The sequence below is a fragment of the Paraburkholderia sediminicola genome, from assembly GCF_902859805.1.
Lineage (GTDB): Bacteria > Pseudomonadota > Gammaproteobacteria > Burkholderiales > Burkholderiaceae > Paraburkholderia > Paraburkholderia sediminicola.
On sequence record NZ_CADIKC010000014.1, the window covers coordinates 83,567 to 109,993 of the forward strand.

At 61.5% G+C, this 26,427-nt stretch carries 22 protein-coding genes; 7 read left to right on the plus strand and 15 right to left on the minus strand.

Annotated elements, in window-relative coordinates; genetic code table 11:
* Window positions 1-10: 10 nt before the first annotated feature.
* Both R8871_RS33540 and R8871_RS33545 read right to left on the minus strand, forming a co-directional pair.
* The gene (locus tag R8871_RS33540) at window positions 11-982 is read right to left on the minus strand and encodes a dipeptidase (RefSeq protein ID WP_007177107.1); all 972 of its coding nucleotides are present in this window, start codon (window positions 980-982) and stop codon (window positions 11-13) included.
* Between the two features lie 18 nt (window positions 983-1,000).
* A complete protein-coding gene (locus tag R8871_RS33545) occupies window positions 1,001-2,275 on the minus strand; it encodes a serine hydroxymethyltransferase (RefSeq protein WP_175054244.1) in 1,275 nt (424 codons plus the stop codon).
* A 432-nt stretch (window positions 2,276-2,707) separates the two neighbouring features.
* Here R8871_RS33545 and R8871_RS33550 point away from each other — a divergent pair, with 432 nt between their 5' ends.
* Window positions 2,708-3,703: a GlxA family transcriptional regulator gene (locus R8871_RS33550; protein WP_175054245.1), complete on the plus strand. Its 996-nt coding sequence runs from the start codon at window positions 2,708-2,710 to the stop codon at window positions 3,701-3,703.
* Window positions 3,704-3,874: 171 nt separating this feature from the next.
* Here R8871_RS33550 and fdhA read toward each other — a convergent pair whose 3' ends face one another.
* Window positions 3,875-5,074: a formaldehyde dehydrogenase, glutathione-independent gene (gene fdhA, locus R8871_RS33555; protein ID WP_093644447.1), complete on the minus strand. Its 1,200-nt coding sequence runs from the start codon at window positions 5,072-5,074 to the stop codon at window positions 3,875-3,877.
* 252 nt (window positions 5,075-5,326) lie between these two features.
* On the opposite strand from fdhA, the gene betI reads away from it, so the two are divergent.
* The 3 genes from betI to betA are packed head-to-tail and all read left to right on the plus strand — an operon-like array spanning window position 5,327 to window position 9,115.
* Window positions 5,327-5,914 (plus strand): transcriptional regulator BetI, encoded by a 588-nt coding sequence (gene betI, locus R8871_RS33560; RefSeq protein WP_175054246.1) that lies wholly within the window; start codon window positions 5,327-5,329, stop codon window positions 5,912-5,914.
* Between the two features lie 33 nt (window positions 5,915-5,947).
* On the plus strand, window positions 5,948-7,417 hold the full coding sequence (betB, locus tag R8871_RS33565; RefSeq protein WP_175054247.1) for a betaine-aldehyde dehydrogenase: 1,470 nt from the start codon (window positions 5,948-5,950) through the stop codon (window positions 7,415-7,417).
* 12 nt (window positions 7,418-7,429) lie between these two features.
* Window positions 7,430-9,115 carry a choline dehydrogenase gene (gene betA / locus R8871_RS33570; RefSeq protein WP_175054248.1) on the plus strand — a complete coding sequence of 562 codons (1,686 nt, stop codon included), beginning with the start codon at window positions 7,430-7,432 and terminating at the stop codon, window positions 9,113-9,115.
* Between the two features lie 125 nt (window positions 9,116-9,240).
* On the opposite strand, the gene R8871_RS33575 is transcribed toward betA, so the two are convergent.
* The 7 genes from R8871_RS33575 to R8871_RS33605 all read right to left on the minus strand — a co-directional run bounded on the left by R8871_RS33575 (window position 9,241) and on the right by R8871_RS33605 (window position 17,844).
* Window positions 9,241-10,659 (minus strand): MFS transporter, encoded by a 1,419-nt coding sequence (locus R8871_RS33575; protein WP_175054249.1) that lies wholly within the window; start codon window positions 10,657-10,659, stop codon window positions 9,241-9,243.
* A 122-nt stretch (window positions 10,660-10,781) separates the two neighbouring features.
* The gene (locus R8871_RS33580; protein WP_175054250.1) at window positions 10,782-11,045 is read right to left on the minus strand and encodes a hypothetical protein; all 264 of its coding nucleotides are present in this window, start codon (window positions 11,043-11,045) and stop codon (window positions 10,782-10,784) included.
* Between the two features lie 63 nt (window positions 11,046-11,108).
* A complete protein-coding gene (locus R8871_RS33585) occupies window positions 11,109-11,765 on the minus strand; it encodes a sarcosine oxidase subunit gamma (RefSeq protein WP_175054251.1) in 657 nt (218 codons plus the stop codon).
* A complete protein-coding gene (locus R8871_RS33590) occupies window positions 11,755-14,757 on the minus strand; it encodes a sarcosine oxidase subunit alpha family protein (RefSeq protein WP_175054252.1) in 3,003 nt (1,000 codons plus the stop codon). Before R8871_RS33590 ends, R8871_RS33585 begins: the two co-directional genes overlap by 11 nt.
* Window positions 14,754-15,080 carry a sarcosine oxidase subunit delta gene (locus R8871_RS33595; protein ID WP_175054253.1) on the minus strand — a complete coding sequence of 109 codons (327 nt, stop codon included), beginning with the start codon at window positions 15,078-15,080 and terminating at the stop codon, window positions 14,754-14,756. Before R8871_RS33595 ends, R8871_RS33590 begins: the two co-directional genes overlap by 4 nt.
* A gap of 78 nt (window positions 15,081-15,158) precedes the next feature.
* The gene (locus R8871_RS33600; RefSeq protein ID WP_054038698.1) at window positions 15,159-16,403 is read right to left on the minus strand and encodes a sarcosine oxidase subunit beta family protein; all 1,245 of its coding nucleotides are present in this window, start codon (window positions 16,401-16,403) and stop codon (window positions 15,159-15,161) included.
* A 46-nt stretch (window positions 16,404-16,449) separates the two neighbouring features.
* The gene (locus R8871_RS33605; RefSeq protein WP_175054254.1) at window positions 16,450-17,844 is read right to left on the minus strand and encodes an L-serine ammonia-lyase; all 1,395 of its coding nucleotides are present in this window, start codon (window positions 17,842-17,844) and stop codon (window positions 16,450-16,452) included.
* Between the two features lie 341 nt (window positions 17,845-18,185).
* Here R8871_RS33605 and R8871_RS33610 point away from each other — a divergent pair, with 341 nt between their 5' ends.
* Window positions 18,186-19,268, plus strand: a complete 1,083-nt coding sequence (locus tag R8871_RS33610; RefSeq protein WP_093644465.1) for a GlxA family transcriptional regulator — start codon at window positions 18,186-18,188, stop codon at window positions 19,266-19,268.
* A 97-nt stretch (window positions 19,269-19,365) separates the two neighbouring features.
* Here the strand turns inward: R8871_RS33610 and R8871_RS33615 are convergent, their stop codons facing one another.
* The 4 genes from R8871_RS33615 to R8871_RS33630 all read right to left on the minus strand — a co-directional run bounded on the left by R8871_RS33615 (window position 19,366) and on the right by R8871_RS33630 (window position 23,492).
* A complete protein-coding gene (locus tag R8871_RS33615; protein WP_175054255.1) occupies window positions 19,366-20,301 on the minus strand; it encodes a choline ABC transporter substrate-binding protein in 936 nt (311 codons plus the stop codon).
* 108 nt (window positions 20,302-20,409) lie between these two features.
* Entirely contained in the window at window positions 20,410-21,411 is a 1,002-nt protein-coding gene (locus R8871_RS33620) for a GlxA family transcriptional regulator (protein WP_175054256.1), read from the minus strand.
* 7 nt (window positions 21,412-21,418) lie between these two features.
* A complete protein-coding gene (choW, locus tag R8871_RS33625) occupies window positions 21,419-22,321 on the minus strand; it encodes a choline ABC transporter permease subunit (RefSeq protein ID WP_054038682.1) in 903 nt (300 codons plus the stop codon).
* Complete coding sequence (locus R8871_RS33630) at window positions 22,314-23,492, minus strand: quaternary amine ABC transporter ATP-binding protein (protein ID WP_093644473.1); 1,179 nt, start codon at window positions 23,490-23,492, stop codon at window positions 22,314-22,316. Before R8871_RS33630 ends, choW begins: the two co-directional genes overlap by 8 nt.
* Window positions 23,493-24,261: 769 nt before the next feature.
* Between R8871_RS33630 and R8871_RS33635 the strand changes: the two genes are divergently transcribed.
* Together R8871_RS33635 and R8871_RS33640 are read left to right on the plus strand one after the other, a co-directional pair.
* Complete coding sequence (locus R8871_RS33635; RefSeq protein ID WP_175054257.1) at window positions 24,262-24,585, plus strand: hypothetical protein; 324 nt, start codon at window positions 24,262-24,264, stop codon at window positions 24,583-24,585.
* Between the two features lie 120 nt (window positions 24,586-24,705).
* Complete coding sequence (locus R8871_RS33640) at window positions 24,706-24,987, plus strand: hypothetical protein (RefSeq protein WP_175054258.1); 282 nt, start codon at window positions 24,706-24,708, stop codon at window positions 24,985-24,987.
* 133 nt (window positions 24,988-25,120) lie between these two features.
* On the opposite strand, the gene R8871_RS33645 is transcribed toward R8871_RS33640, so the two are convergent.
* The gene (locus R8871_RS33645) at window positions 25,121-26,416 is read right to left on the minus strand and encodes an MFS transporter (protein WP_175054259.1); all 1,296 of its coding nucleotides are present in this window, start codon (window positions 26,414-26,416) and stop codon (window positions 25,121-25,123) included.
* Window positions 26,417-26,427 lie beyond the last annotated feature (11 nt).

Consider the following 26,427-nt stretch of genomic DNA (forward strand, 5'->3'; position numbering starts at 1 on the left):
GAGTAGGGAATCAGACCTTCCACACTTCGCCGAACACACGTACCCAGTTTTCGCCCATGATCTTCTTGATGCGCGTCTCGCTCCAGCCGGCGCGTTCCATCGCGGCCGTCAGGTTCGGAAACTCGCCGATCGTGCGAATGCCTTCCGGATTCACCACCTTGCCGAAGTTCGTCAACTGGCGATAACGGCCCTTGTCGTGCGTGATCCAGTCGAAGAACTCGGTGCTATAGCCTTGCGTGAAGTCCGTGCCGATGCCGACCTGGTCTTCACCGATCAGATTCACCACGTATTCGATTGCTTCGATATAGTCTTCGACGGTCGCGTCCGGGCCGCGCTTAAGGAACGGCGCGAACATCGTCACGCCGACGAAACCGCCTGCGTCCGCGATCTCTTTCAGTTGCTCATCGCTCTTGTTGCGCGGATGCTCTTTCAGCCCCGACGGACAGCAATGCGAGTAGCACACCGGCTTGTTCGACGCAGCAATCGCTTCGGATGACGTCTTGCCACCCACGTGCGAGAGATCGACCATGATGCCGACGCGGTTCATCTCCTGAATCACTTCACGGCCATAGCCCGACAGACCGCCGTCGCGCTCATAGCAGCCCGTGCCGACCAGATTCTGCGTGTTGTAGCAAAGCTGGACCACGTTCACGCCGAGGTCCTTGAAGGCCTCGATATAACCGAGGTTGTCCTCAAACGCATGCGCGTTCTGGAAACCGAAAATAATGCCGGTCTTGTTCTCTTTCTTCGCGCGCAAGATGTCGTCGGTGGTGCGCACGAGCGTCAGAATCTCGCCGTACTCACGGATCTGCTGCTTCATTTCAGCGATGTTGTCGACGGTCTTCTGGAAACTTTCCCAGACCGACACCGTGCAGTTCACCGCGGTTACGCCGCCCTTGCGCATGTCTTCGAACACCGAGCGCTCGAACTTCGAAATGTTCAGACCGTCGATGATGATGCTGTTGTCGTGCAGAGTGCTCATCGTTTGCTCCAGGCGTGCTTAGTAGATGGGAAAGCGTTCGCACAGCGCGAAAATCTCGCGGCGCACGCGTTGTTCGGTTGCGGCATGACCTTCCGGGTGATCGCGCAGCGCGTCGAGCACCTCGACGATCAGCCGCCCGACTTCGCGGAATTCGCTCACGCCGAAGCCGCGCGTCGTGCCCGCCGGTGTGCCGAGGCGAACGCCGGACGTCACCGTCGGCTTCTCGGTATCGAAAGGAATGCCGTTCTTATTGCAGGTGATGCCCGCGCGTTCCAGCGCCTGCTCGACCTGGTTGCCTTTGAGGCCCTTCGGACGCAGATCGACCAGCAACAGATGGTTATCCGTGCCGCCCGTGACCAGATCGACGCCCCCTGCTTTCAGCACTTCGCCGAGTGCCTGCGCATTCGCAAGCACGTTGTCGATGTAGGTTTTGAAACCAGGTTGCAGCGCCTCGCCAAAGGCAACGGCCTTGCCGGCGATCACATGCATCAGCGGGCCGCCCTGCAAGCCCGGGAACACGGCGGAGTTGATTTTCTTGGCGATGTCTTCGTCATTCGTCAGTACAAAGCCGCCGCGCGGGCCGCGCAAGGTCTTGTGCGTGGTCGACGTAACGACGTGCGCATGTTCGACCGGATTCTGATGACGCCCGGCCGCGATAATCCCGGCGATGTGCGCCATATCCACCATCAGCTTCGCGCCCACGCCATCGGCGATTGCGCGCAGCCGCTCGAAGTCCAACGCGCGCGGATAAGCCGAGAAACCGGCGATCAGCAGCGCCGGTTTGTGCTGCTGCGCGAGTTCTTCGATCTGCTCGTAGTCGATCAGCATCGTGTCGCGATTCACGCCGTATTGGACCGCGTTGAACCACTTGCCCGACATCGCCGGCTTGGCGCCGTGAGTCAGGTGGCCGCCCGCGTCGAGCGACATGCCGAGCACCGTGTCGCCCGGCTTCACGAGGGCGAGCATCACCGCGCCGTTGGCCTGCGCGCCGGAATGCGGCTGCACGTTGGCGAACTTCGCGTTGAAAATCTGCTTGATGCGATCGAGCGCCAGCGTTTCGATCACGTCGGCGTATTCACACCCGCCGTAATAGCGCTTGCCCGGATACCCTTCCGCGTACTTGTTGGTCAGCACCGAGCCTTGCGCTTCGAGCACCGCGCGCGACACGATGTTTTCCGACGCGATCAATTCGACTTGCGACTGCTGGCGCTCCAGCTCTTTCAAAATGGCGCCGCGCACCGCCGCGTCACGCGTGGCGAGCGATTCTTCGAAGAAAGGATTCGGGTTCGACATGGAAGGTCCGTGGGGTGGTTGGCGAAGGACCGGAAGCGGGCTGCTGATCGGGCTCTGAAGCCCTGCTGCCACCGGTCTGCATTGGGTCTATTCTTGACTCTCACCCCGCGCGCCAATTTACGAATTCAGACGCGTTCTTTGCCTTTTCCGCCATGAGCGACCTTTTTCGACAAGTCGCGATGGCAGGTTTCGAACGATCGTTTGCAGTTCGCGCTTTTGCTGCACTGCAGCTGATCGTTTTGCGCAGTTCGGGTGCGCGTGTGGACCCGGATAGCTCCGTTCTGGTGCCGTTCGTTTAGCGATCCGACTGTATTGATGCGCAACCGAGGGTTTAGCCTGATGGCACGTTAGTTGCGCTAGTACTCAAAATTGCAGGAGTCGCTGCTCCCCACGGCGACGCGACATTACAGATTCGAAGGAATCATTTCCCCCATGTCCACCGATCGCACGGCGTCGTTGTCGCACTTTGCATTCATGCCGGTGCCGAACTTCACGATGATCGCGTTCACCAACGCGATCGAAGTTCTCCGCATGGCGAACTACCTGACTGGACAAACGCTTTACCGCTGGTCGATCGTGAGCCCCGAAGGCGGCCCGGTGACGGCAAGCAACGGTCTCTCGGTCGATACGGGTCCGGTCGAATGTGTCGGCCAGCCGGATATCGTGTTCGTGGTCGGCGGCATCGACGTGCAGCGCGCCACCACGCCTGCCCACCTTGTCGCGCTGCGCCGCTTCGCCCGCATGGGCAGCGTGCTCGGCAGCCTGTGCACCGGCACCTACGCGCTGGCGCGCGCCGGCTTGCTGGCCGGTTATGCGTGTGCGATTCACTGGGAGAACATGTCGGCACTCAAGGAAGAGTTTCCCGACACGCGCTTTCTGAAAGAGCTGTTCGTGATCGATCGCGATCGCGTTACGTGCACGGGTGGCGTAGCGCCGCTCGACATGATGCTCAATCTGATCACGCCGCGGGTCGGCACGGCACGGGTCACGCAGATCGCGGAGCAGTTCATCGTTGAACATGTGCGCGATAACAGCGCACAACAGAAAATGCCGCTGGTGGCGCGGCTCGGTTCGGCCAACAAGTCGCTCTTCGAAGTGATCTCGCTGATGGAGAACAACATCGAAGAGCCGCTTTCGCGCGAAGAGCTCGCACGGCTTGCCGGCATGTCGCAGCGGCAATTGCAGCGCCTGTTCCGCGAACATCTCGGGATGACGCCAACGCATTACTATCTGACACTGCGCTTGCGGCGCGCCCGCGAATTGCTGCTGCAGACCGACATGTCGATCATGCACATCACCATGGCTTGTGGCTTCCAGTCGGCTTGCCACTTCTCGAAGAGCTATCGCGACGCCTTCGGCACCGCGCCGACGCGCGAACGGCGCAAGCAGGCGCCGTCGCTGGCCTCAATGCCGGTGCTGGCGGCTTGAGTCGCTTGCTTGAGTCGATTACCGCATCGATTGATAGCTTCACCGCCTGAAAACAAAACACAACGCGTTGAACGGAAACCCGCTCAACGCGTTGTGTTGTGATCGATCAGGCTTTTCAGCCTTGCGTCACCGTCTCAGACAGGACCGCGAACGCGGTCCCTTTCCGCGCCGTCAGGCCGCTTTCAGCAACCCGTGCGGGTCGATCACAAACTTCTTCGGCGCTCCGCCATCGAACTGGCGGTAACCGTCAGGGGCCTGGTCGAGCGAGACAACCGTCACGTTCACGATATCCGCAATCGGCAACCGGTCCCACAGGATCGCCTGCATCAGATTGTGGTTGTACTTCATCACTGGCGTCTGCCCGGTGTGGAACGAGTGCGACTTGGCCCAGCCGAGACCGAAGCGGATGCTCAGGCTGCCTTTGCGGGCGGCGGCATCGGTGGCGCCCGGATCATCCGTCACGTACAAGCCCGGAATACCGATCGCGCCCGCGGCGCGCGTGATTTCCATCAGCGAATTAAGTACCGTGGCCGGCGCTTCCTCGTGCGAGCCGCTGCTGCCGTGACCGTGCGCCTCAAAACCGACGCAGTCCACCGCGCAATCCACTTCGGGCTTGCCGAGAATCTGTTCGATCTGCTCGCCGAGCGTCGCGTCCTTCGATAGGTCGATGGTCTGGAAACCCATCTTGCGAGCGTGCGCGAGACGCGCCTCATTCATATCGCCGACGATCGTGCAGGCCGCGCCCAGCAAGCGTGCGGATGCGGCCGCCGCCATCCCCACCGGCCCCGCGCCCGCAATGTAGACGGTAGCGCCCGGCTTCACGCCGGCCATCACCGCGCCGTGATAGCCGGTCGGCAGAATGTCGGACAGACACGTCAGGTCGCGGATTTTAGACATCGCCTGCGCGTAGTCGGGGAATTTCAGCAGATTGAAGTCGGCGTACGGCACCAGCACGTACTCGGCCTGGCCGCCGATCCAGCCGCCCATGTCGACGTAGCCATAAGCCCCGCCGGCGCGCGACGGATTCACGTTCAGGCACACGCCGGTGTGCTGCGCCTTGCAGGTCGGACAGCGTCCGCAAGCGACGTTGAACGGCACCGACACCAGGTCGCCGACCTTCAACGTTTCAACGTCGCGGCCCACCTCGATCACCTCGCCGGTAATCTCGTGGCCGAGTACCAGGCCGACCTCGGCGGTCGTGCGGCCACGCACCATGTGCTGATCCGAGCCGCAAATATTCGTGCTTACCACCTTCAGGATCACACCGTGGCCGATTGACCGGCCACGCGGATCGACCATCTTCGGAAAATCGATCGACTGCACTTCCACCTTGCCCTGCCCTAGATACACGACGCCGCGATTGCTGCTCATTTGTCTGTCTCCATGTCTCGTGAGCGGCGCGTCTGACTCTACGTGACGCGCCGTTCAACGAGCGTAGCGCCCGCTGAAACAAAGGACATGTACCGAACACGACACCGGTTTGGCAGGAACCGACACGCCGTGCGCAACCCATGCCCACACTGATGCAACCCATTTTTTATTGATTGACCGTTCAATATAAAAAAACTAACATTCCCCATCGAATATTTGGGCGGCCGGCCTGCGCCTGCCGTCTCCAGCACCATGCCCAAACTTGGAATGCGCGAAATCCGCCGCGCCCAGCTGATCGACGCAACCCTGCTGACCATCGACCAGACAGGCCTCGCCGGTGCGACGCTCGCCTCGGTCGCGCAGCGCGCGAGCATTTCCACCGGCATCGTCAGCCACTATTTCGGCGACAAGGACGGTTTGCTCGAAGCCACCATGCGCCACGTGCTGCGCGACTTGTGGCAAGCCACGTCGAGACGCCGCCGTGCGGCGAAAGCGGATCCGCGCTCGAAGCTACGCGCGGTCGTCGCAGCGAATTTCGATGCTGAGCAGACCAGCGGCCCGGTCATGAAAACGTGGCTGGCGTTCTGGTCCGAGAGCATGCACAAGCCGCAATTACGACGGCTGCAATACGTGAACACGCGGCGCCTGAACTCGAACCTGTGCGCGGATTTTTCTAAAGCGCTGCCACGTCCGGCGGCGCGCCGTGCGGCGAGCGGTCTCGCGGCGCTAATCGACGGGCTGTGGCTGCGTGGCGCTTTGTCCGGCGAGCCGTTCGATACCAAGGCCGCACTGCGCGTCGCGAACGAATACATCGATCTGATGCTGGAAGCACGTAACTAGACCGGCGAACATTTCCGAAAAAAGGAGCAACTCATGGCGGTATTCGAAACGCAACGTCTCTATATAGGCGGCGCCTACGTCGACGCGACCAGTGGTGAGACCTTCGATACGCTCGACCCCGCCACGGGCGAAACGCTCGCCGCCGTGCAACAAGCCTCAGCGGCGGACGTGGATCGCGCGGTGCAATCCGCACGCGACGGTCAACGCGAATGGGCCGCGCTCACAGCAATGCAGCGCTCGCGTATTCTGCGCCGCGCAGTCGAGATCCTGCGAGAACGCAATGACGAACTCGCCGCGCTCGAAACGCGCGACACCGGCAAGGCGATTGCGGAGACGCGCGCGGTCGATATCGTTACCGGCGCGGACGTGATCGAGTACTACGCAGGGTTGGCGACCGCCATCGAAGGTCAGCAGATTCCGCTGCGGCCTTCGTCGTTTGTCTATACGCGACGTGAACCACTGGGCGTGTGTGCTGGAATTGGTGCATGGAATTACCCAATCCAGATTGCGTGCTGGAAATCGGCGCCCGCCTTGGCAGCCGGCAACGCAATGATCTTCAAGCCGAGCGAAGTCACGCCGCTGTCTGCTTTGAAACTCGCCGAAATTTATACCGAAGCCGGTATACCGGCCGGTGTGTTCAACGTCGTGCAAGGCGATGGCCGCGTGGGGGCGATGCTCGCCGCACATCCCGACATCGAAAAGATTTCATTCACCGGCGGCGTTGAAACGGGCAAGAAGGTGATGTCGCTGGCAGGCGCCTCGTCGCTGAAAGAAGTGACGATGGAGCTGGGCGGCAAGTCCCCCCTGCTCGTATTCGACGACGCCAACCTCGAGCGCGCCGCCGACATCGCGATGAGCGCCAACTTCTTCAGCTCCGGCCAGGTTTGCACAAACGGTACTCGTGTATTCGTGCAGCGTAGCGTGCTGGAACGGTTCGAAGCGCTGGTACAGGAACGTGTAAAGCGGGTTCGCGTCGGCGCGCCCACGGACGCCGACACCAACTTCGGCCCGCTGGTCAGCGCCGCGCAACTGCAGAAAGTGCTTGGCTACATCGAAAGCGGCGTACAGGACGGTGCGCGGCTCCTCGCAGGCGGCAAGCGGCTGACTGAGGGCCACTTCGGCAATGGCCAGTACGTCGAACCGACGGTTTTCACCGGCTGCCGTGACGACATGCGCATCGTGCGCGAAGAAATCTTCGGCCCAGTGATGAGCATCCTCGTTTTCGACGACGAAGACGAAGCGATCTCGCGCGCCAACAACACCGCTTTCGGTCTTGCCGCGGGCGTTGTCACCGAGAATCTGGCGCGTGCGCATCGCGTGATTCATCGACTCGAAGCAGGTATCTGCTGGATCAACACCTGGGGCGAGTCGCCTGCGGAAATGCCGGTGGGTGGCTACAAGCAATCGGGCGTCGGCCGTGAGAATGGCATCACCACGCTCGAACACTACACGCGCATCAAGTCCGTGCAGGTCGAACTCGGCCCGTATCAACCGGTGTTTTAAGGAGGGCTGGCGATGGCTTCGAACGAATACGACTACATCATCGTCGGCGCGGGTTCTGCGGGCAATGTGCTCGCCTCGCGCCTCACCGAAGACGCGGACGTGACTGTGCTGCTCCTCGAAGCAGGCGGCCCCGACTACCGTTTCGACTTCCGTACGCAGATGCCGGCAGCCCTCGCCTATCCGTTGCAAGGACGCCGATATAACTGGGCGTACGAAACCGATCCCGAGCCGCATATGAACAACCGTCGCATGGAGTGCGGACGCGGCAAAGGGCTCGGTGGTTCGTCGCTGATCAACGGCATGTGCTACATCCGCGGCAATGCGCTCGATTACGACGGCTGGGCAACGCGTCAGGGACTGGAAAACTGGACCTATCTGGATTGCCTGCCGTACTTCCGCAAAGCCGAAACACGCGATGTCGGCGCGAACGCGTATCACGGCGGCGACGGCCCGGTTCATGTGACAACCAGCAAGCCCGGCAACAATCCCTTGTTCGCGGCGATGGTCGAGGCCGGCGTGCAGGCAGGTTTTCCGCGTACCGACGACCTGAATGGCTATCAGCAGGAAGGCTTTGGCCCAATGGATCGCACGGTTACGGCGAACGGCCGACGCGCCAGCACCGCGCGCGGCTATCTGGATCGCGCGAAGAAGCGCCCGAATCTGACCATCGTGACCCATGCGATGACCGATCGCGTGCTGTTCCTCGGCAAGCGTGCGATAGGCGTCACGTATCTGCATCACGGTAGTGCTGAAACTGCGCATGCTCGCCGCGAAGTGCTGGTGTGCAGCGGCGCGATTGCCTCGCCCCAATTGTTGCAACGCTCAGGCGTGGGCCGTTCGACGTGGCTGCGCGAACTCGACGTGCCGCTCGTGCACGATCTGCCGGGTGTCGGCGAAAACTTGCAGGACCATCTGGAGATGTACATCCAGTACGAATGCAAGGAGCCGGTTTCGCTGTATCCCGCGTTGCAATGGTGGAATCAACCTGCCATTGGACTTGAATGGATGTTTAACGGCACCGGTATTGGCGCAAGCAATCAGTTCGAAGCGGGCGGCTTCATCCGTACCCGAGATGAAGACCTGTGGCCGAACATCCAGTATCACTTCCTGCCCGTCGCGATCAACTACAACGGGTCCAACGCGATCAGGATGCACGGTTTCCAGGCGCATGTCGGCTCGATGCGTTCGCCGAGCCGTGGACGCGTGAAGCTCACGTCACGCGATCCTGCCGCGCATCCGAGCATCCTGTTCAATTACATGGCCGATCCGCTCGACTGGCGCGAATTCCGCGACGGGATCCGTATTACGCGCGAGATCATGCAGCAGCCGGCTCTGGATCGCTATCGCGGCCGGGAGTTGAATCCGGGCGCGGAGTTGACCACCGATGAGCAACTCGATGCGTTTGTGCGCATGCGTGCGGAGACGGCGTTTCATCCGTCGTGCTCGTGCAAGATGGGTTATGACGATATGGCTGTGGTGGATAACGAGGGACGCGTGCATGGGCTCGATGCGTTGCGCGTGGTCGATGCATCGATCATGCCGCAAATCACAACCGGCAATCTGAACGCGCCGACGATCATGCTCGCGGAGAAGATTGCTGATCGGATTCGCGGGCGGGACGCGCTGGCGCGGGTGGAGACGCCTTACTTTGTGGCGAATGGAGCGGTTTCACGGAAGCGGGAAGTAGCGGCGGTTTGATTCTCGTCGACACCAGCTTTCGAACCCACCGCCAGTAAAAAGGCCGCGAATATTTCGCGGCCTTTTTCGTGTTCCGTCGCAGCGTAAGCAATCATTCTCGAAGCGGACGGGATACTCGGTCAGCGTCACTCCCGCGCAGGGCTCAACACTCCCTGCGCGTCCGACTCGACCGCTTCCGACACCAAGGTTTCCAACGCCAGCCCACGCGTCTCAATCCCCATGATCCACACCGCCGCAGCCGCGATCACAAAACACATCGCACCGAGCGAAAACACGCCGCCTTGCCCAAACATCGGCAGCACCACGCCGACCACATAAGGGCCGATCAACGAGCCCACACGGCCAATCGCCGATGCAAACCCTGATCCGGTAGCTCGCGCACCTGTGCCATAAAGCTCAGGCGTGTAGGTGTAAAGCACCGCCCACATCGCAAACATAAAAAACTGCATCGCGAGCCCAGCGCAGATCAACAGCGTCGGCGTTTGCGCGTGCAGCGCGGTTTGCCCGTAGACATAAGCCATTACCGCGCTGCCGGCCAACGACGCGACGCAGGTCGGCTTACGTCCCCAGCGCTCGACCAGCCACGCAGCGCAGATAAAACCCGGAATCCCGCCGAGCGAAATCAACACGGTATACAGCACCGATTTCGTCACCGCAAAGCCCGCTTGCTGCATCAACGCGCCGAGCCACGACGTCAGTCCATAAAACCCCAGCAACGCGAAGAACCACAGCGTCCACACCATGATCGTGCGACGCCGGTAGGCCACACTCCAGATCTCACGGAACGCACTCGTGCCCTTCGCTGCCGGTGGCTCCTGCAGCATCACCGGTGCGCGCAACTGGCTCAGTCCAGCCGCTTTCATCACCTTCACTTCGACTTCTGCGAGGATTTTGTCCGCCTCGGCGAAGCGTCCCCGATGTTCCAGCCAACGCGGCGATTCCGGCACAACGCGACGCACGATCAGCACGAACACGGCGGGAATCGCCAGCAACGCGAACTCCGTGCGCCACCCAAATGCCGGCAACACGAAATACGACACCACGCCCGCCGTGATAAACCCAAGCGGCCAGAAACCATCCATCAACGCGATCAGTCGTCCACGCGACCTGGCAGGCACGAATTCGGACAGGAGCGTCTGCGCAATGGGAAACTCCATGCCCATGCCAAAACCAAGCAGGACACGATAGAAAATCAGCGCCTCGACGCTCTGCGCGGTCGAGCACAAATACGACGCAAGCCCCCACAGCACCATGCTCCACTGAAACACGGGGCGCCGTCCGAAGCGATCGGCCAGCAATCCGGCAACCGCCGCGCCGATCACCATGCCGAAGAAGCTCGCACTCGCAACCAACCCAGCCGTCGCGCTCGACAGATGAAACTCGCTCTTGATCGAACCGAGCACGAAAGTCATTGTGCCGAGATCGACCGAGTCGAAAAAGAACGCGATCGCGATGATGATGAAAATGGTCCGGTGATATCCGGAGAACGGCAGTCGTTCGAGTCTGGCGGCTGCGCTCGCGCGAGGCTGAAAAACGGTAGACATATCATGCCCTCGTTGATGCGGCGGCTGCCGCGTGGACGTTCCTATCAGTGCGTATTCAGTAGACGCCGACATAAATCGGCCACATAGAAGGAATACGTCATCGGGATGGAACGAGGGCGTCGTTAGGGGCGCAACCGTGCACGCGCAGCACCGGCAATCCGCGCAAGCGCATCCGCACTCAAGCGAGCGGCGATTTTCTCGACGTATTCGTGATGCCGCGACTGCAGCGGTGCGCCCAACTGCTGTGCAAGGAGATAGCGGATCAACGCGATGCGCCGATGCCGCAATACGATGCTCTGATCGAGCAGCGCGAGCGCGGCATAGGCATCGCCCTGTTGGCACGCGCGTTCGGTGAGACGCGCGGTGGCTAGACGTGTCGACGTCATGTCAGTCGGTGCTCAGGTGAGCCGCGAGCAGTGCCTCGCCAGCAGGACACCGCTCGCCGTGCTTCACGACATCAGCGGCTCGGCCGCATCGAGCATCATCTTGACGAAGTAGTCCGCAAAGCTACGGCGCACGACGATATCGAAACTGTCCGCGCCGGTGGGCAATAGCGTCATCGACGCCTTGAAGTAATGACTCTGCGCGCACTGCCCTTCGCCGAACAGTTTCGGGTGCAGATCGAGCGGACAACCGCGCGCCAGCACCTCACGCGTACGCGTACCGCTGATCTCGAGCACCGTATAGCCGCTGCCGATATCCACCGCCGACGCGAACACGCCCGCAAATACCGCACCGAGCTTCGTCTGCAACGGCGCGGTACGCGTCGCGTCGTGCGCCATGGTCGAGCGCACCAGCCACTCGTCAGGGCCGAGCCACAGCATGTCGTAGCCATTGCCGCGCGCAATGGTGTTCGCCTTTTCTGGCGGCCGGCAGCCGACCACGCTTTCCACCGCACTCACGAACGCCGCGTCGCGCGTATCGCCGCGCACGTTCACCAGTTCCAGAAACGGCCGCTCGCTCAAGCGGAATGCCGCCGAGGCGCTCGCCTGATGCTTCTTCAGCAGCGCGTCCGTCCCCACCAGCGGCGACTCCTGCCACACGCCCGTTTGCTGGCCGACAGCGCGATCCACCGCCGACACCGTCCCTCTTGTTTCATTCCACATGTTGACGTGCTCCTTCGCTGTCGTAGAACACCGAGCTGGTGACCTTGGCTGCAATCTGCCTGCCGCTCGCGAGCGGAATCGTGACCGTTTCGCCGATCTTGTCGAGACCGCCCTTCACTACCGCCATTGCAATCGAACGCTTCAGGATCGGGCTGTAATAGCTCGACGTGACATGGCCGAGCATCGGTGCGGTATCGCCTTGGAACGGACCCGCGACGATCTGCGAGCCTTCTGGGATCACGAACGACGGATCGTCCGCGAGCAGCCCGACCAGTTGCTTACGCCCCGCCTTCGCCGTATCCGAACGCGTCAATGAACGCTTGCCGAGAAAGTCTTTCGACTTCGCGACCAGGCCGCCCATGCCGAGATCGTACGGCGTCATCGACCCATCTGTGTCCTGGCCGACGATGATGTATCCCTTCTCAGCACGCAGCACGTGCATGGTTTCCGTGCCATACGGCGTGATGTCGAATTCCGCGCCTGCGGCCATCAACGCTTCCCACACCGCGCGCCCTACGTTCGCGGGCACGTTCACTTCATAGGCGAGCTCGCCCGAGAAGCTGATGCGCATCACGCGCGACGCCGCGCCTGCCACGGTGCCTTCGCGATAGCTCATGAACGGGAACGTCGCGTTTGCAAAGTCGATGTCGTGGCAGACCTTCTGCAAGACCTTGCGGCTGTTCGGACCGACCACCGCAAACGTCGCCCAATGATCCGTCACGGAAGCAAGCCGCACCCGCATGTCCGGCCACTCGGTTTGCAGCCAGCGTTCGAGCCACGTCAGCACGCGTGCCGCGCCGCCCGTGGTGGTCGTCATCATGTAGTGCTGGTCGGCAAGACGCACGGTCACGCCGTCGTCGAAGATCATGCCGTTTTCGTCGAGCATCAGGCCATAACGGCACTTGCCGACTTCCAGCTTGCTCCATGGATTCGTGTAGACCCAGTTCAGCAGCTTCGCCGCATCGGGGCCCTGGATGTCGATCTTGCCGAGCGTCGAGGCGTCGAGAATGCCGACGCTCGTACGCACCGCCAGAGACTCACGCGCGACAGCGGCGTGCATATCCTCGCCCGGCTTCGCGAAATACCAGGGGCGTTTCCAGTTGCCGACGTCCTCGAATGCCGCGCCGTTTTCCACATGCCATTCGTGCACTGCGGTCTTGCGCACCGGATCGAGAAACTCACCCAGCTCGCGGCCGGCAAACGTGCCGAACGTCACCGGCGTGTAGTTCGGACGGAACGTCGTCGTGCCGGTTTCGGGAATCGTCTTACCGAGCGCCTGCGCCAGAATCGCCATGCCGTTGATGTTGCCGAGCTTGCCCTGATCGGTGCCGAAACCCATCGCCGTATAGCGCTTTACGTGCTCGACCGATTCGAAACCTTCGCGCGCCGCGAGAAAAATATCCGCTGCCGACACGTCGTTCTGGAAGTCGACGAACTGCTTCGGCCCGCGCGTTGCAAGTTCGCGGCCGCCGACGAGCCACAGCGGCTGCATCTTCGTTTCGCTAACCTCGGCCACGTGCACCGGATTCGGCCGCGCAACGATGTGACCCGCTGCACGCGCCGCCTCGACACCGGCGTCGACTGCGAAGCGAATCCCCTGTCCCAGCGTGAAATCCCCGGCACACGCGCCAACGCTCGTCTCGGCTTGCATCGCCTTGCCCGGCACGAAACAGGCCTTGTCGTCATGCCAGTGCGCCTTGCCGCCCGATTGCGCGAACAGATGCAGCACCGGGCTCCAGCCGCCGGACATCGCGAGCAGATCGCAGGGCAGCTCGCCCTGCTTCGCCCCGACCTGTCCGTTCGAATACGACGCGACTTCGACCGAGGCAACCCGCAGCTTGCCGTGCGCTGCCGTCACAACCACACCGTTCATGACCTTGACGCCATAGCGCCGCGCGAGGGCGGGCAGCGTGCCTCTCGATTCGCCCGCGCGCGGATCGATGACCGTCACCTGGGCACCGGCTGATTTCAGATCGAGCGCGCATTGATAGCCATCGTCGTTGTTCGTGAACACGACAGCATTGCGGCCCGGCAGCACCGCATAGCGATGCAGATAAGTCGAAACAGCCGAGGCCAGCATCACACCCGGCAGGTCGTTGTTGCCGAACACGATCGGCCGCTCATGCGCGCCGGTTGCGAGAATCACGCGTTTCGCGCGGATCTTCCACATCAGTTCGCGCGTACCCTTTCTCTGCGACACCGGCAGATGTTCGGTGAGCCGCTGCGTGACCGTGACGAGGTTGTGGTCCTGATAACCGAATGCGGTGCTGCGGCACAGGATCTTCACATCCGGCATCTGCCGCAGTTCGTCCTCGATCTTGTGGACCCATTGCAGTGCCGGTTTGCCGTCAACCTCCGCGCGGCACGAGAGCAGCGAACCGCCGAGTTCCGGCTGATCGTCGATCAGCGTCACGCGTGCGCCGGACAATGCTGCCGCATGCGCGGCCGCCAGCCCCGTCGGGCCACCGCCGACCACCAGCACGTCGCAATGCGCAAAGCACTTGTCGTAGCGGTCCGCATCGGTTTGCTCCGGCGCCTTGCCGAGGCCGGCAGCGTCGCGAATCACTTCCTCATATTTCGGCCAGAATTTGCGCGGCCACATGAAGGTCTTGTAGTAGAAGCCGGCCGGAATAAAGCGGGCGAACTTCTGGTTGATCGCCATGCGGTCTTTTTCGATGCTCGGCTGCGCGTTCACGCTGGTCGCGACGAGTCCCTGGTACAACTCCACTTCAGTCGCACGCGCGTTCGGTACCGTGTACGCGCCGGTTTCGAGCTGCACGACTGCATTCGGCTCTTCCACGCCCGCCGTCACGATGCCGCGCGGCCGGTGGTACTTCCAGCTGCGCGCCACGAAGTGTTCGCCGTTCGCGAGCAACGCGGACGCGAGCGTGTCGCCCTGATAGCCCTGCAACTTGCGCCCGTTGAACGTGAAATTCAGTACGATCGCGCGATTGATGCGCCCGCCGCTGGGGAGTCGATCTTTCTGGCTCATGGTGCCTTGCCCTCGTGTGCCTTGTCTTGTGCATTAGCCTCGATGCTGTCCATCGCGAGCAGCGGACGTTCGAACGTCTCGTAGCCCTGGATCTCGTAGCTCACGGTGTCGCGCTGGGCCTTGAACCAGCGGCGGCATCCTTGCGCATGCATCCATTGCTCGCGATGCACGCCGCGCGAATTCTTGCGCATGAACAGGTAGTCACCCCATTCCTTGTCGGTGAGCTTGTCGGTGTCGAGCGGACGTGCAATATCCGCTTCGCCGCCGCAGGAAAATTCGGTTTCGGCGCGTGGCCCGCACCATGGGCATTCGATCAGCAGCATCTGGTTTTTCTCCCGTGTCGACCAGAGTTGGCGCTTTAACGCCTTACTCTGGTCCCATGCAACTTGTTGCAAAGAGCGTTAGTGGGCAACAGCAGCAGCGCCGTGCTCGTCGATCAGATGGCCGGTATAAAACCGGTCCAGCGAGAACGGCGCGTTCAGCGGATGCGGCTCGTCCTTCGCGATCGTGTGCGCATAGGCCCAACCCGAACCTGGCGTCGCCTTGAAGCCGCCCGTACCCCAGCCGCAATTGAAATAAAGCCCTTTCACATCGGTCTTGCTGATGATCGGGCACGCATCCGGTGATACGTCCACAATGCCGCCCCACTGGCGGTTCATCCGCACCCGCGAGAACACCGGGAACATTTCGACAATCGCTTCGAGCGTGCCTTCGATGATCTGGAAACTGCCGCGCTGGCCGAATCCCGTGTACTGATCGACGCCCGCGCCGATCACCAGATCGCCCTTGTCGGACTGGCTGATGTACGCGTGCACCGCGTTCGACATCACCACCGTGTTGACGACCGGTTTGATCGGCTCAGAGACCAACGCCTGCAACGGATGGCTCTCCAAAGGCAATCGGATACCCGCCATGTCAGCGAGCGACGACGTATTCCCCGCCGCGACCACCGCGACTTTCTTCGCCTTGATGAAACCCTTGGTGGTATCCACGCCCACCACCTGACTGCCGTCGCGGCGAATCCCCGTGACCTGGCAGTTCTGCACGATATCGACACCATGTTGATCCGCGCCGCGTGCGAAGCCCCACGCCACCGCATCGTGGCGAGCCACACCGCCGCGGCGTTGAATCGACGCCCCGAGCACCGGGTAGCGGCTGTTCAGATTGATGGTCGGCTCGATTTCCTTGATCTGCTCCGGCGTGAGGAACTCCGCATCCACGCCGTTCAGCCGGTTTGCATTCACGCGGCGTTCGGTGTCGCGCACGTCCTGCAATGTGTGCGCGAGGTTCATCACGCCGCGCTGGCTGAACATCACGTTGTAGTTCAGGTCTTGCGAGAGACCTTCCCACAGCTTCATCGCCTTCTCGTAGAGCGCGGCCGATTCGTCCCACAGGTAATTCGAGCGCACGATGGTCGTATTGCGCGCGGTATTGCCGCCGCCGATCCAGCCCTTCTCCAGCACGGCGATATTGCGCACGCCATGCTCTTTCGCGAGGTAATAGGCAGTGGCGAGGCCATGCCCGCCGCCCCCGACGATCACGACGTCGTATTCACGCTTAGGCTCCGGGCTCTTCCACTGACGCTCCCAGTTCTCGTGATACGACATCCCGTTGCGCAACAGGCTGAATATCGAATAGCGGCTCATTGTTGGTCCTTTGGGTCCTGTTGTTACTCTTTGATTCTCAACTTGTTCAACACTCGATGACGTTCACGGCGAGGCCGCCGCGCGACGTCTCCTTGTATTTGGTCTTCATATCCGCGCCGGTTTCGCGCATCGTCTTGATCACGTTGTCGAGCGACACGTAGTGCTGGCCGTCGCCCTTCATCGCCATGCGGGCGGCGTTCAGCGCCTTGATCGCGCCCATCGCGTTGCGTTCGATGCAGGGAATCTGCACGAGGCCGCCGACCGGATCGCAGGTCATGCCGAGGTTGTGTTCCATGCCGATTTCAGCGGCGTTTTCCACTTGCGTCGGCGTGCCGCCCATCACGGCGGCGAGCGCCGCGGCGGCCATCGAGCACGCAACGCCGACCTCGCCCTGGCAGCCCACTTCAGCGCCGGAGATCGAGGCGGTTTCCTTGTAGATGATGCCGATCGCCGCGGCCGTCAGCAGGAACGTGACGATGCCCTCGTCGTTCGACGCATGCATGAACTTCACGTAGTAATGCAGCACCGCGGGAATTACGCCGGCCGCGCCATTAGTCGGCGCCGTGACGACACGCCCGCCCGCGGCGTTTTCTTCGTTCACGGCCATCGCGTAGAGGTTGACCCAGTCGAGCATCGACAGCGGATCGCGCAGCGATTCTTCCGAGCGCGAGCGCAATTGCGCGCACAAGTCGGCGGCGCGGCGCTTCACGTGCATCGGGCCGGGCAACTCGCCACGCACCTTGCAGCCGCGTTCAACGCAGGCGGACATGGCACGCCAGATCGTCAGCAGCCCTTCGCGCACTTCCTGTTCGGGACGCGACGCGCATTCGTTGCGCAGCGTGATCTCGGCGATCGACAAACCCGTTTCGCGGCAGACGCGCATCAGATCGTCGCCGGTGCGAAACGGGTACGGCACGTCCGCGCCGGCGCGCAGACCATTGACGCGGTCGCCTTCGCGGTTGATCACAAAGCCGCCGCCGATCGAGTAATACTCCTTCTCCACCAGCAGCTGGCCGTTTTCGTCGAAGGCCTGAAAACGCATGCCGTTCGGATGCACGATGCTCGAGCCCGGCGCGCCCGGCATCAGCTTGCGAAAGAAGCCGAGCTGCTCGCGCTCGTCGAATTTGACCGGATGCTTGCCGAGCAGCACTAGTTGCTTCGTTTCACGAATCGCCTGCAGGCGCGGTTCGATCACGTCCGGGTCGATCAGATCGGGCAGATTGCCTTCGAGGCCGAGCAGCACCGCCTTGTCCGTGCCATGCCCTTTGCCAGTCGCGCCGAGCGAGCCGAACAGCTCGACCTTGACGCGGCGCACGAAGCCCAGCAGATTGGCGTCTTCGATATGCGAGGCGAAGCGGCACGCAGCGATCATCGGCCCGACGGTGTGCGAGCTGGAGGGACCGATGCCGATCTTGAACAGATCGAAGACGCTGACGTTCATGACGTGCCTTATACGTTGCTGCGATACCAGGATTAGCTGGATTAGCTGGGTTGGCGGGTTTGGCTTGAACTAGTCCCTATTGCACCGCACGTCAAATTGAACCGATAGAATAAAAACGGCATGACAGTGGGATAGTGGCGTCAAGCGGGCCGCCGGCCAAGCGCGGCGGCGCATTTGCGATGAGTTCTGACGCATTTGCGACAGGCGCGGACGTTGCGGCTGGCGATGCTGATGTCACGGCTGAATGCCCCCCGCGAATGACCCGGTCATTCGCCTGATGAAGCGGCCGTCATCCCCGGTGCTATGCTTGTTTCAACCCTTTTCCCTTGCTGGCTGCATGCATGAATTCCGCTGAACCGCTTCCCCTTCAATCGATCGACGGCACCTCGAAGCAACGCATCCGCTTCGGCATCATCCTGCTGCCGAACTTCACGCTGACGGCGTTCTCGGGTTTCGTCGACCTGTTGCGCCTGTCCGCGGACGAAGGCGACTTCAGCAAACCCGTGCGCTGTTCGTGGAGCGTGATAGGGGAAACCCTCGCTCCTGTGCGCGCCAGTTGCGGGATCCAGATCACGCCGTGGGAAACGTTCGACAACGCTGAACCGTTCGACTACGTCGTGGTGGTTGGCGGCCTGCTGCATTCGGGGCCGGCCGCCAACGATGCGACGCTGGCCTTCATCCGCCGCGCCGCCGCCACCGATGCAACGCTCGTCGGCATGTGCACCGGCGTGTTCTCGCTGATGCGCGCAGGCGTGCTGGAAGGCCACCGCATCTGCGTGAGCTGGTTTCACTACTGGGATTTCATCGAGCGTTTTCCGGCGGTCAACGAGGAGGCCTTGGTGGCGGATCGGCTATTTGTGATCGACCGTCGGCGCATTACGTGTTCCGGTGGGCGGGCGTCGATCGACGTGGCGGCCGCGATTCTGCTGCGCCACTTTGAAACCGCCACGGTGCAGAAGGCGTTGCGGATTCTGCTGGTGGACGATATGCAGAAGGGCAATGCGCCGCAGCCGCATCCCCCGGGGTTGGCGCCTGCCGCGCATCCGAAGGTGAAGCGCGCGATTCTGCTGATGGAGCAGCATGTGGGGCGATCGCTATCGCTCGATGAACTGGCGCGCAAACTTGATCTGTCGCCGCGTCAGCTCGAAAGGCTGTTCAAGGCGCAAACCGGTAAGGCGCCGCAGGCCTATGCGAAGCAGGTGCGTTTGCGCACTGCCGCCTGGCTGCTGACGAGTTCGGATAAAACGGTGGCGGATATCGCGTCGAGTTGCGGCTTTTCCGATGCCTCGCATCTGGGCCGCGAATTCCGCAAGCAGTTCGGTTTGCCGCCGATGATGTACCGCGAGCAACGCGGTACGGCGGCTGAAGTGGATGACGGCTCAGGCTATGACGAAACCTTTCCGGGGCGGGCTCAGGCGATCTGAGCGCGCTGTTTGTTGATTCGTTGTCCGGGTCTGGCAGTCCCGCATTCGCGCCGCCGGAGCGGCGCGAACGCTAAACCAAACTCTCAACCTTCAACCTTCATTTCCCCGCAACATAGGCCTTCACCGCAGGCAACCCATCCTTCCCATCAAAGGTCTTCACGCCGGCAAGCCACTTGTCGAGCACAGCCGGATTCGCCTTCAGCCAATCCTTCGCTGCTTTGTTCGGATCCGTCTTGTTCATGATCGGCAGCATCACGTGGTTCTCGATATCCGTCGTGAACTGCAGGTTCGACACCAGCTTCGCGACGTTCGGGCAACGCGCCGAGTAATCGTTCGGTGTAACCGTCAGTACTTTGGCTTCGCCGTAGTTCGGGCCGAACACGTCGTCACCGCCGGAGAGGTAATCGATCTTCATCTGCACGTTCATCGGATGCGGTTCCCAACCGAGGAACACGATCGGCTTCTTGTCGCGAACCGCGCGATTCACTTCGACCAGCATACCCGCCTCGCTCGACTCCACCAGCTTGAACTTGCCAAGACCGTACTGGTTGCTGTCGATCATCTTCTTGATCAGCGCATTGCCGTCGTTACCAGGTTCGATGCCATAGATTTTGCCGTCGAGCTTGTCGTAGTTCTTCGCAATGTCGGCGAAGGTTTTAATACCCGCCTGATACGCGTAGTCCGGCACGGCCAGCGTGTATTTCGCTCCCGTCAGGTTCGGCGTAGGCAGCACGGTGAGCTGGCCGGCCTTCCTGAACGGATCGATCATCGGGTCCATGGTCGGCGACCAGTAGCCGAGGAACACGTCGATCTGCTTGCTCTTCACACCCGCAAAGGTGATCGGCACCGAAGCGATGGTTTTGGTCGGCTTGTAGCCGAGTCCTTCCAGCACGGTCGAAGCGAGACCGGTCGTCGCCGCGATATCGGTCCAGCCGACATCGGCGAACCGGACGTCCCGGCAGGTGGCAGGTTCCGCTGCAAGGACAGATGACACCGACAGCGCGCACAACGACGCAGCCCACAAACGTTTCATGGCGTTCCCTTTGGGTGATTGATGCTTTACTGGTTTTAATAATCGGATTTTCAAAGTACGACTTCTTGCGCCGACTTCATTGACGTCAACTCACTCATGCAGATTCACTCATGCAGACAAGCGTCGCTCCACACTCGGTGCGTGACCGAACTGCGCGCGGTAGGCCTTACTGAAATGGCACGGCGAATGAAAGCCGCACACGGCCGTCACTCGCGCAATCGACGCATCCGTATTGCGCAGCAATTCACGCGCACGACGCAAACGTAGCGTCAGGTAGTAGTGCGTCGGCGATACGCTCAGAAACATCTTGAACATGCGCTGCAAATGACGTTGCGACAGATGCACGAGCCGCGCGAGTTCATCGAGCGACAACGGCTCTTCGATATTCGCTTCCATCAAACGCACGACTTCGATCAGTTCCGCTCGCGAGAAACCGACCCGCGCGTCGACGGGAATATGCTGATAATCCGTCGAACCACGAATCCGTTCGACGATGAACTGCTCGGACACTTGCGCCGCGACCGCGTGACCCAGGCGCATGCCGACCAGGTTCAGCATCAGATCGAGTGGCGCGGTGCCGCCGGTGCAGGTCATCCGGTCACGATCGATCACGAACAGTTCATCGGCAAAACGCACATGCGGATAACTCTTGTGCAACGGCGACATGTCTTCCCAATGCACCGTACAGCGATAACCGTCGAGCAGATTCGCAGCCAGCAGCGCGTACGGTCCGGTGCAAATGCCGCCAAGTGGAATGCCCTTCGAGGCAACATCCTGTAGCAAGGCGATGATCGTATCGTCCACGTAGTCACGCACATGCCAGCCGGCGCAGACGATCAGCACGTCCGGCATGCCCGCTTCGGCCAGCGTCGTGGTCGGCTTCACGGTGATGCCGTTACTCGCTCGCGCCGGCTCGCCGTCCGGCGTAATCACCGACCACGTGTAGTGCTGCGCGCGGCCCACGTAGTTGGCCATGCGCAGCACCTCGACCGCGCTCGTGAACGCGATCATCGAAAAGTTCGGCAGCGTCAGAAAGCCGAAGTGCGCGAGCCCGGACAGCGGCGAATCGGATGGGGCCTCAACAACAGAAGAGATCGCGTCGCGCTTCATAGGCAGCTCAGCCGTGCTGCGCCGCCGGCGCCCGGCGAACCTTCATGACGCTGCGCAAGCCCGACAACAGAGGCGCCCGCGCCGCACCAGGCGAGCGGCCGAAGCTTTCCGTGATGCGGTCGAGAATGATGGCCAGCATCACCACCGAGAGGCCGCTTTCAAAACCGAGGCCGATATCGAGCCGCTGAATACTCGCCAGCACGTCGTTGCCGAGACCGCCCGCGCCCACCATCGAGGCGATGATCACCATCGAGAGCGCCATCATGATGGTCTGGTTGACGCCCGTCATGATCGACGGCAGCGCGTTCGGAAACTGCACCTTGTAGAGCAATTGCAAGGGCGTGCAGCCAAATGCCTGCCCTGCTTCGACGATTTCCCGATTCACATGCTTGATACCGAGCGACGTGAGACGCACCGCAGGCGGCATCGCGAAGATCACCGTGGAAAGAATCCCCGGCACGCGGCCGAGACCGAACAGCATCGCCGCCGGAATCAGGTAGACGAACGCCGGCATGGTCTGCATCAGATCGAGCACGGGACGCACCATCATTTCGACGGTGCGGCTCTTCGCGGTCCAGATGCCGAGCGGCACGCCGAGCAGCAGGCTGATCAAGGTCGACGAGAGCGTGAGACCGAGCGTGATCACCATCTGATCCCAGAAGCCGGTGCCGTAGATCAGCAGCATCGCGAGCAACGTGAACAGCGCGAAACGCCAGCCCACGCGCCACAAACCAACACCCACGAAAAATGCCATCAGCGCCCACATCGGTACCGCTTGCAGGCCGTGCTCGATCAGCGCGGCAAAACTCTCGATGACCTTGCCTATGGAATCGAAGGTCTTTGCGTCGTGGTCGAGCAGGTAGTGAACGCCGTGATCGACCCAGGCGCCAAGTGGAATGACTTCAGACATGGGAACCTCGATGGCGCGTGAGAACGTTCAGCACGTTCGTCTTGTTGACCGAACCGCAGTAGGAGCCGTCCGCTTCGACGACCGGCAGCGGCGCACGGCTCGCCACCACGCGTTCGACGACGTCGTCCAGCGGCGTCGTGCGGCGGATGCACTCGATATGGTTGAGCTGCGGCGACGCGCTGCCCATCGCATCGCGGCACACGAAACCGCGGAACTTGCGCTCGCTGTCGAGCACGAACGCGTATTCGGCGCTGCCGTTGAGCGTCGCGGCGACGCTCGATGCGTCGATCTGCGGGGAATGCTGCATGAGCGGCACGGCGTCTGTCTGCATCAGGTCGCCGGCCGTCAGATAGCGGCTGGTGTCGATGCCTTCGAAGAACGCGCGCACGTAGTCGTCGGCGGGATTGGTGATGATTTGCTGCGGCGTGCCGACCTGGACGACCTTGCCGCCTTCCATGATCGCGATCCGGGTGCCGATGCGCATCGCCTCTTCCAGATCGTGCGAGACGAACAGGATGGTGCGCTGCTGCTCGCGTTGCAGATCGAGCAGCACGTTCTGCATTTCCTTGCGTTTGAGCGGATCGAGCGCGGAGAACGCCTCGTCCATGATCATCAGCGACGGGTTGACCGCCAGCGCTCGCGCCAGACCCACACGTTGCTGCATACCGCCGGACAGCTGGGCCGGCAGCTTTTGCGCGAACGGTGCAAGGCCGACCTGCTCGAGCACGGTCATAGCGCGCTTTTCGCGCTCCTTCTTGCCGATGCCCGCCACTTCCAGCCCGAACGCGGCGTTAGACAGCACTGTGCGTTGCGGCATCAGCGCGAAGGACTGGAACACCATGCTCATGTCCTTGCGGCGCAGCGCCGTCAATTCCGCGCGCGGCACGCTGGCCACGTCGCGGCCGTCGATCAGCACCTTGCCGGCCGTCGGCTCGACAAGACGGTTGATCAGGCGAATCAGCGTCGACTTGCCGGAGCCCGAGAGGCCCATTAGCACGAAGATCTCGCCTTCCTTGACTTCGAACGAAACGTTGTGGACGCCGACTATCTGACCGGTGCGCGCAAACACTTCCTCTTTGGTTGCGCCGCCTGCCAGCATGCCGATCGCCTGTTTCGGGTTGGTGCCGAACACTTTGCACAACCCTTCGACCACGACCTTGGGGGAATTCATTGAATGCTCTCCTCGCGTGGCGGACGTCCGTCCGCGCTGTGCATACATAGTTGCCAGAAAAAAGTACGCCTAGCCGACTATTTGCGACAACCACATGTGGAAATGCGACACCGCCGGTGCGCGGGCTCTGGCTGGCGGTAGACGAAGCCCTGCTGGGCAACGGTTTGCGGGGTGTTGGAGCGGTTGGCCGCCCGTGTCGCGCCAGAGCAAGTGAAGGTGGTCTGGCGGAAAAAAAGCTATGCGGACGACGCGGCAGGCGCATTTTGCCGCAACGCAGCAAGCGCACCGTTGCTCAAAGAGCCACTATGCGCGTTCGCGAGGTGGGCGCCGTGATCAGGAATCGACGCTCAATGACGGGCGCGAACCACCTGCAGCAGACGGTCCGCCCGCGAAAAATACCAGATCGCAAGGCCGCCCAGCACAGGGTACATGCAACACAGGCGCGCTAACGCCCAAACCTCAGCAGAAAAGCCCATTGCGATCCCCTGCCCATCGTGGATGCCATTCGGCAAAATTTGAAACGGCACGACCTGGCTATTGATTGCTGGTTCGAACCGAAAACGGCGCCGCTGGTCGCCCGCAGAGGAGGAAAACCGAAGGTCCAGCCGGTTTATCGTGCACGGAATTCATTAGGGCAACCTTAAGGCTGCGCACCGTTACTCCGTGTTACCAATCTCGCATCCCTCTTGCACCTGCAACCCGCCGCCCTGCCTAAACTGCGCACCATCTTCACTGCCATCGCCTGCAATCATCGGGCGAAAAGAAAAACATGCGCAAGAACCTATTATCAGTGATTCTCGGCGGCGCGATATTGGTGGCTTCCACAGTCGCGTCCGCACACGTCGACGTAGGCATTGGCATCGGCATTCCCGGGCCGGTTTTCGTGCCTGCCCAGCCCGCCTACATTGCGCCTCCACCGGTCGTTTATGGCCCTCCGCCGGTGGTCGAATATGGCTACGGCTACGGCGACGACTGGCGCGCCCGCGAGTGGCATGAGCGTCAGGAGTGGCGCGAACGGCAGTGGCGCCACCACGAGCACGAGGAGCACGAACGTGAATGGCGTGAACGCCATGGTTGGGGTGATGGGGATTGAAAACCCGGAGGAACGTTGTTTGAGCTCCCCTAAGGGGAAATTAAGGAAAACTTCTTATTCTGTGAATACGCGTCGACCGGAATGGCCGGTGCGGCACCATCACACTATTGGAGAACCATCATGAAAGCACTCAAACACATCATGCTCGTTGCGTCGATCGTCGCGATCCCTACTCTGTCGTTTGCCCAGCAGACAAACACACCGATGAACGACACAACGACAGCACCCGCCGTCTCGATGCAAGACACACAGAACAATCAGACGGGTACGCACTATCAGCAACCCTCGCACAAGACGTCGGGCTATGGTGACAACTCAGGTTACGGCGCACCCGCGACAAGCGCTTCACAATCTTCGACGATGCATTTCGTGGGTAAGGACTCGCGACTATTCAAGCATTGAACACGCGCGATGATGGCGTGCACTTCGGCGCCGTCTCCGCGCTAACCATTGTTCGCACCACGTCAGCGGACAACAATTAGCGCGGGAGCGAGGCACATCGTCAATTGGGAAACCGATCAGAAATCCAGCGAGATCATTGCGGCGCAGGCGCCGCCCGATATCCTCGCCGGCCGATAGCCAACGCGAGCATGGCTGATACCGCAAGACTTGCCGCTACGACATAAAGTCCCGCAGCGTATCCGCCCGTCACACTCTTCAGCCAGCCGATCGCAAACGGCCCGACGAAACCGCCGAGGTTGCCGATCGAGTTGATCATGGCAATACCGGCCGCGGCGCCGGCGCCAGAGAGAAAGGTACTCGGCATGGCCCACAGCGGCGCCTTGGCGGCGCTAATGCCCACATTCACGAGAATCAGCGCGAGCACCACCGCAAGAACGGTATCCGCAAAGCCGGCCCACGCGAGCCCGATACCGGCTGCGACGCACGGAAGCACCACATGCCACGTGCGCTCGCCAGTGCGATCCGAATGGCGCGCCCACATCACCATGCCGATCACAGCCAGCACGCTGGGAATCGCGTTCAACGCACCTGTACCGAGCGCGCTAAAGCCGAATTGACGAATGATCAACGGCGCCCACAGTCCGAGCGTATAAAGTCCCGCGGAGGTGCCGAAGTAAATCATCGACATGATCCACACGCGCGGGTCGCGCAGCGCGGCGAGCGCACCTGCCGCATGGCCTGCCTGTGATTCGCGTCCCGCGCGTTCTTCGCGTAAGGTCGCCACGAGCCACGCTTTCTCATCCGCGGCAAGCCACGTCGCCTTTTCCGGCGAATCGGTGAGCGCTTTCAGAACCACGAACCCGAGTACGACGGCAGGAATCGCCTCGATGAGGAAAAGCCATTGCCAGTCCTTCAAACCGAACAGGGCCGGCATCTGCATGATGGCGCCTGAAATCGGCGACCCGATTGCCGTCGACAAAGGCGCGGCCGCCATGAACGCGGCCGCCGCGACTGCGCGCTGCCGTGCAGGAAACCACTGGCTGAGATAAAGAATGATGCCGGGGAAGAAACCGGCTTCGGCCACGCCGAGCAGGAAGCGCAGCGTATAGAACGAATTCGGCCCGACGACAAACGCCGAAGCCGCCGACACCAGTCCCCACGTCACCATCACACGTGCGATCCAGATGCGTGCACCGACCTTGTTCAGAATGAGGTTCGAAGGCACTTCGAACAGGAAGTACCCTAGAAAGAAGATGCCGCCGCCGAGCCCGAACATGGTCGGCGAGAGGCCGAGGTCCTTGTTCATCGTGAGCGCGGCGAAGCCGACGTTCACACGATCGAGAAAGCTCACAAAATAAAGCAGCATGACGAAGGGCAAAATACGCCACGTCAGCTTGCGAACCACTCGGGCTTGCAATTCATTGGCCATGCCAGTCTCCA

Excerpts from the sequence above, each read along its gene's own strand:
- R8871_RS33540 (WP_007177107.1), bottom strand. The coding sequence starts at position 982 with ATGAGCACTCTGCACGACAACAGCATCATCATCGACGGTCTGAACATT.
- R8871_RS33545 (WP_175054244.1), bottom strand. The coding sequence starts at position 2,275 with ATGTCGAACCCGAATCCTTTCTTCGAAGAATCGCTCGCCACGCGTGAC.
- R8871_RS33550 (WP_175054245.1), top strand. The coding sequence starts at position 2,708 with ATGTCCACCGATCGCACGGCGTCGTTGTCGCACTTTGCATTCATGCCG.
- fdhA (WP_093644447.1), bottom strand. The coding sequence starts at position 5,074 with ATGAGCAGCAATCGCGGCGTCGTGTATCTAGGGCAGGGCAAGGTGGAA.
- betI (WP_175054246.1), top strand. The coding sequence starts at position 5,327 with ATGCCCAAACTTGGAATGCGCGAAATCCGCCGCGCCCAGCTGATCGAC.
- betB (WP_175054247.1), top strand. The coding sequence starts at position 5,948 with ATGGCGGTATTCGAAACGCAACGTCTCTATATAGGCGGCGCCTACGTC.
- betA (WP_175054248.1), top strand. The coding sequence starts at position 7,430 with ATGGCTTCGAACGAATACGACTACATCATCGTCGGCGCGGGTTCTGCG.
- R8871_RS33575 (WP_175054249.1), bottom strand. The coding sequence starts at position 10,659 with ATGTCTACCGTTTTTCAGCCTCGCGCGAGCGCAGCCGCCAGACTCGAA.
- R8871_RS33580 (WP_175054250.1), bottom strand. The coding sequence starts at position 11,045 with ATGACGTCGACACGTCTAGCCACCGCGCGTCTCACCGAACGCGCGTGC.
- R8871_RS33585 (WP_175054251.1), bottom strand. The coding sequence starts at position 11,765 with ATGTGGAATGAAACAAGAGGGACGGTGTCGGCGGTGGATCGCGCTGTC.
- R8871_RS33590 (WP_175054252.1), bottom strand. The coding sequence starts at position 14,757 with ATGAGCCAGAAAGATCGACTCCCCAGCGGCGGGCGCATCAATCGCGCG.
- R8871_RS33595 (WP_175054253.1), bottom strand. The coding sequence starts at position 15,080 with ATGCTGCTGATCGAATGCCCATGGTGCGGGCCACGCGCCGAAACCGAA.
- R8871_RS33600 (WP_054038698.1), bottom strand. The coding sequence starts at position 16,403 with ATGAGCCGCTATTCGATATTCAGCCTGTTGCGCAACGGGATGTCGTAT.
- R8871_RS33605 (WP_175054254.1), bottom strand. The coding sequence starts at position 17,844 with ATGAACGTCAGCGTCTTCGATCTGTTCAAGATCGGCATCGGTCCCTCC.
- R8871_RS33610 (WP_093644465.1), top strand. The coding sequence starts at position 18,186 with ATGAATTCCGCTGAACCGCTTCCCCTTCAATCGATCGACGGCACCTCG.
- R8871_RS33615 (WP_175054255.1), bottom strand. The coding sequence starts at position 20,301 with ATGAAACGTTTGTGGGCTGCGTCGTTGTGCGCGCTGTCGGTGTCATCT.
- R8871_RS33620 (WP_175054256.1), bottom strand. The coding sequence starts at position 21,411 with ATGAAGCGCGACGCGATCTCTTCTGTTGTTGAGGCCCCATCCGATTCG.
- choW (WP_054038682.1), bottom strand. The coding sequence starts at position 22,321 with ATGTCTGAAGTCATTCCACTTGGCGCCTGGGTCGATCACGGCGTTCAC.
- R8871_RS33630 (WP_093644473.1), bottom strand. The coding sequence starts at position 23,492 with ATGAATTCCCCCAAGGTCGTGGTCGAAGGGTTGTGCAAAGTGTTCGGC.
- R8871_RS33635 (WP_175054257.1), top strand. The coding sequence starts at position 24,262 with ATGCGCAAGAACCTATTATCAGTGATTCTCGGCGGCGCGATATTGGTG.
- R8871_RS33640 (WP_175054258.1), top strand. The coding sequence starts at position 24,706 with ATGAAAGCACTCAAACACATCATGCTCGTTGCGTCGATCGTCGCGATC.
- R8871_RS33645 (WP_175054259.1), bottom strand. The coding sequence starts at position 26,416 with ATGGCCAATGAATTGCAAGCCCGAGTGGTTCGCAAGCTGACGTGGCGT.